This is a genomic window from Acidobacteriota bacterium, assembly GCA_012517875.1.
Lineage (GTDB): Bacteria > Acidobacteriota > JAAYUB01 > JAAYUB01 > JAAYUB01 > JAAYUB01.
The window spans coordinates 1-4,438 of sequence record JAAYUB010000125.1; the positions used below are offsets into that span (position 1 = coordinate 1).

The following is a 4,438-nucleotide window of genomic DNA, read 5'->3' on the forward strand; positions in this document are numbered from 1 at the left end:
CGATCGATCGAGCTCTCGTTGCAACGCCGGGTTTTCCGAACGCCCCGATACCGCCCCGGTGGGGCTCGGGGTGAGGAAACAGCCGCGCGGGGTGGAGGCGCCTGACCAGGGGCTGCGCCCCTGGCTAATGCCGTCCGGCCCTTTCGGGCCGGGCGCGTGCCGAACGCTCAACGATCAACCATTAACCATTAACCATTAACCATTAACCATTAACCATTAACCATCAATTATCCACTATCCTTGAACCTGTGAACCTGGGAACTTGCGAACCTGAGAACGTTAAAACCTTCAAACCTTCAAACGGCTCGATTACGAGCACGAATTACGAGCTCGAACCCCCAACTCCTGTCTCCTATCTCTTATCTGTCTTCCGGGCCGCCCGCACCAGGTGCGCGATGAGCACCAGGCCGGTGAAGGGGAGCACGAAGTAGAGCAGCGCCGCGCTGAACCACGGCAAGGCCTGGTGCTTCGCGGAGTGGAGGATCAGATACGTGGTGTACGCGGCGTAGTAGCCGAGGAACAGCCAGCCCTCCCAGCGGCTGAGCTCCCGGCCGGTGAAGAAAATGGGGAGGCAGACCAGCGCCACCATCACCATGACCGGGATGTCGAACCGGGCCGCGGCCGGCGCCACGGTGACGCCGGCGGGCGAGACGGTGGCGGCCAGCCCCAGCACGAACAATAAATTAAAAATGTTGCTGCCGATGATGTTGCCCACGGCGATGTCGCGCTCGTGGCGGATGGCGGCGATGACGCTGGAGGCCACCTCGGGGAGTGAGGTGCCCAGGGCGACGATGGTCAGGCCGATGACCAGCTCGCTGACGCCGACGAGCCGGGCGAACGCCACGGCGCCGTCGACGAACCAGCGCGAGCCCAGGACCAGCAGCACCAGGCCGCCCACCACGAACGCCAGCAGCAGCCAGACCGGCTGGGTTGCTGCCGGCGGCGCAGCCTCGTTGGCCTTGGCCGCGGCGGCCCGGGCCCGCCGGCTCACGGTCACCAGCACCACCGTGTAGGCCGTCAGCAGGGCCAGCAGCAGGATCCCCTCCCACCGGCCGATGGTGCCGTTGAGCGCCAGCGCCCACACCAGCACCGACGCGCCCGCCATCACCGGCAGATCAAGCCGCAGCAGTTGCCGGTTGATCAGCAGCGGCACGATGGCCGCCGACAGGCCCAGGATGAGCAGAATGTTCAGGTTGTTGCTCCCCACCACGTTGCCCACGGCGATGTCGGGCTGGCCGGCCAAGGCGGCGAAGACACTCACGGCGGCCTCGGGCGCGCTGGTGCCGAAGGCGACCACTGTCAGTCCCACGATCAGCGGCGGGATCCCGAGGCGCCGGGCCAGCCCTGAGGCGCCCCGGACCAGCAGCTCGCCGCCGATGGCCAGCTTGACGACGCCGAGGATGAAGAGGACGAGGGTGATCATCGGATGCTCCGTAAAATCAAAGCTGGTGAGCAGCAAGTCTCAATGCAAAACAGCGAACAGTCAACAGAAAACAGTGAACAGTGAACAGTCAGCGGTAAACAGTGTACAGGACGGAGATAGGCGATCGGAGATGGGAGTTGGGAACTCGGTCAATAGAGGGGACGTTCATCGCTCATCTGCCATCGCACATTCCGGATTATTGGTTATTGGTGATTGCTTAATCCTGAATTGGCTATTTGGAGGCAGGTGGCCGGCCCGCCAGGGCCGGACCGGATTAGCCAGGGGCGCAGCCCCTGGTGGGCGGCAGTTTGTCGCGTGGTCGCCCCAGCGGGGCGAAAGACCGTTACTCGGATCAACACACTATTTTTCGGACACCTTTCCGGCGCATCCGTTTGTATGGTTAGAACCATGGGAAGGTGACCATGCCGCAATCGTACGCGCAGATCCTGTTGCACCTGGTGTTCGCCACCAAGGGGCGTGAGCCGTTTCTGGCCGATCCCGCGATCCGCCGGGAATTGTACCGATACCTCTGCGGCATCGGCCGGCGGATGCGCTGCCCCCTCCTCGCCGCGGGCGGCACCGCGGACCACGTCCACGCTCTGGCCGGCCTGTGCCGGACGGTGACCGTGGCGGATTTGCTTGAGGAACTCAAGGGCGGGTCCTCAAAGTGGATCAAGGAGAAGGGCGCCGCCCTGTGGACCTTCCGCTGGCAGACGGGATACGCCGCGTTTTCGGTGAGCCGGTCGCAGGCGGACGCCGTCCGCCGCTACATCGACAGCCAGGAGGAGCACCACCGCCGGGTGACGTTTGAGGCGGAGTTCGTGGAGCTGCTCCGGCTCCACCAGGTGCCGTACGACGAGCGGACCCTCTGGGATTGATCGGATGGTGAGCGGGTGGTTCCGCGGCCCCGATGCCGCCCCGGTGGGGCTCGGGGTGGGGAAAACAGCCGCGCGGGGTGGAGGCGCCTGACCAGGGGCTGCGCCCCTGGCTAATCCGGTCCGGCCCTTTCGGGCCGGGCGCGTGCCGAACGCTCAACGATCAACAATCAACGATCAACGATCAACCGTTTCGAACATCCGAACGTTCAAACGCCCGATCAGCGGCACGCATGTCAGAACGGGAACGAGCCTCGAGCCTCGAGCCCCGAACCGCGAGCCAAGGTCCCAGAACCCAGGTCCCAGGTCCGATCACGATTACGATCACGATTACGAATTACGATTACGATCACGATCACGATCACGATCACGATCACGATCACGAACTGGCATCGAGGGAGGACGCGGCGGAGCGGAAGACCGCTATGGCCTCGAGGACGTGCTCCCGGTGCGTGCGCGTCTGGCCGATGCACATCCGCAGGGTGTAGCGTCCGCCGAGCTTCGTGTGGCTGATCATGATCCGGCCGGTGGCGTTGACGGCCTCAAGGAGCGCCGCGTTGAGCCGGTCGAGCGTCGCGGGGTTGCCGCCGCCGGCGGCGCGCCACGGGTTGAAGCGGAAGCAGACCGTGTTCACGGGCACCGGCGCCAGGCGCTCGAAGTCGGGCTGGGCGTCCACCCACGCGGCGAACTCCCGCGCCAGCGCCAGGTGCGCCCGCAGCATCGCCCGCAGCCCCTCGACCCCGTAGCTCCGGATCACGAACCAGAGCTTGAGGGCGCGGAAGCGGCGGCCGAGCTGGACGCCCCAGTCCCGGAAGTTGGTCACCTGGCGGTCGTGCGCCGTCTTCAGGTACTCGGGGGTGACCGACATCGCCGCCACCAGGGTCTCCGGGTCGCGGCAGAAGAAGGCGGAGCAGTCGAAGTTGGTGAAGAGCCACTTGTGGGGGTTGAAGACGAACGAGTCGGCCTCGGCCACGCCGGCCAGCAGCCCGCGGTGTTCCGGCAGGATGGCGGCGCTGCCGGCCAGGGCCGCGTCCACGTGAAGCCACAGGGCGTGGCGGCGGGCGATCGCGGCGATGGCGGGCACGGGATCGACGGCTGTCGAGGAGGTGGTCCCCACGGTGGCCACGACGGCGCAAGGGGCCAGGCCCGCGGCGCGGTCGGCGGCGATGAGCCGCTCCAGCGCCGCCGGGTCCATGGCGTAGTCGGCGTCCACCGGCACCTTGACCAGGTTGGCGGCGCCGAAGCCGGCGACCATCATGTCCTTCTCCACCGAGGAGTGGGCTTCCGCGGAGGCGTAGACCCGCAGACGCTCGGGCCAGGCGCCGAGTCCGTCGCGGTTTACGGCGCCGCGCGTCAGCCGCTCGCGGGCGGCGATGAGGGCGGCCAGCGTGGCGGTGGAGGCGGTGTCCTGGATGGCGCCGCGGAACGCCGGCGGCAGGCCCAGCATCTGGCGGAGCCAGTCCATGACCACCTCCTCCAGCTCGGTGGCCGCCGGCGAGGTCTGCCAGTTCATGGCGTTGACACCCAGGCCCGCCGACAGCAGCTCGCCCAGGACGGCCGGCCCGGAGTGGTTGCACGGGAAGTAGGCGAAGAAGCGGGGATGGTTCCAGTGGGTGATCCCCGGCATGACGATGTCGCGGAAGTCGGCGAGGATCCGGTCCCAGTCCTCGGCCCCCTCGGGCGGGGCGGCGGGGAGCTGCGCCCGGATGTCGCCCGGCTGGACGCGGGGCCGCACGGGGTAGCGGTCGGCGTGGTCCATGTAGTCGGCCACCCAGTCCACGAGCTCGTGGCCGTAGCGGCGGAAGGTGGTGCTGTCCATGGAGCGGTCACCTCGGAGGCGGTGTTCCCGCCGGCGGCGTCGGGCGGTGCCGCGGCGGACGGTCTCCAGTGTACCACGGGAGCGAGGCGGCGGGAGAAAGGGGGATTGGGTGGATAGGTGAATGGGTGAATTGAGAACGTTCGCAGGTTCACAGGTTCTCAAGTTCGCAGGTTGGGAACAGTTGATGTGATGAGAAGAGCGCTCCTTTTAGCGCCACCGAGACACGAGATATAATCTCGTGGGTGATTGCTCCCGGGGTCGCGGCGCCAAAAGGAGCGCACACGATGACAACACCATTGTACCTCGGAGTCGATTTTCATC

Annotated in this window: 3 protein-coding genes; 1 reads left to right on the plus strand and 2 read right to left on the minus strand. The window is 66.7% G+C overall.

Going from position 1 to position 4,438, the window contains the following annotated elements; translation table 11 throughout:
- Window positions 1–352: 352 nt before the first annotated feature.
- Window positions 353–1,423 (minus strand): calcium/sodium antiporter, encoded by a 1,071-nt coding sequence (locus GX414_13260; protein NLI48068.1) that lies wholly within the window; start codon window positions 1,421–1,423, stop codon window positions 353–355.
- A 422-nt stretch (window positions 1,424–1,845) separates the two neighbouring features.
- Between GX414_13260 and tnpA the strand changes: the two genes are divergently transcribed.
- On the plus strand, window positions 1,846–2,301 hold the full coding sequence (tnpA, locus tag GX414_13265) for an IS200/IS605 family transposase (GenBank protein ID NLI48069.1): 456 nt from the start codon (window positions 1,846–1,848) through the stop codon (window positions 2,299–2,301).
- Window positions 2,302–2,677: 376 nt separating this feature from the next.
- Here tnpA and GX414_13270 read toward each other — a convergent pair whose 3' ends face one another.
- Window positions 2,678–4,117 carry an aminotransferase class V-fold PLP-dependent enzyme gene (locus tag GX414_13270; protein ID NLI48070.1) on the minus strand — a complete coding sequence of 480 codons (1,440 nt, stop codon included), beginning with the start codon at window positions 4,115–4,117 and terminating at the stop codon, window positions 2,678–2,680.
- Window positions 4,118–4,438: the final 321 nt, after the last annotated feature.

Bases quoted from the DNA above. Each gene is read 5' to 3' on its own strand.
- GX414_13260 (NLI48068.1), bottom strand. From the start codon at position 1,423: ATGATCACCCTCGTCCTCTTCATCCTCGGCGTCGTCAAGCTGGCCATC.
- tnpA (NLI48069.1), top strand. From the start codon at position 1,846: ATGCCGCAATCGTACGCGCAGATCCTGTTGCACCTGGTGTTCGCCACC.
- GX414_13270 (NLI48070.1), bottom strand. From the start codon at position 4,117: ATGGACAGCACCACCTTCCGCCGCTACGGCCACGAGCTCGTGGACTGG.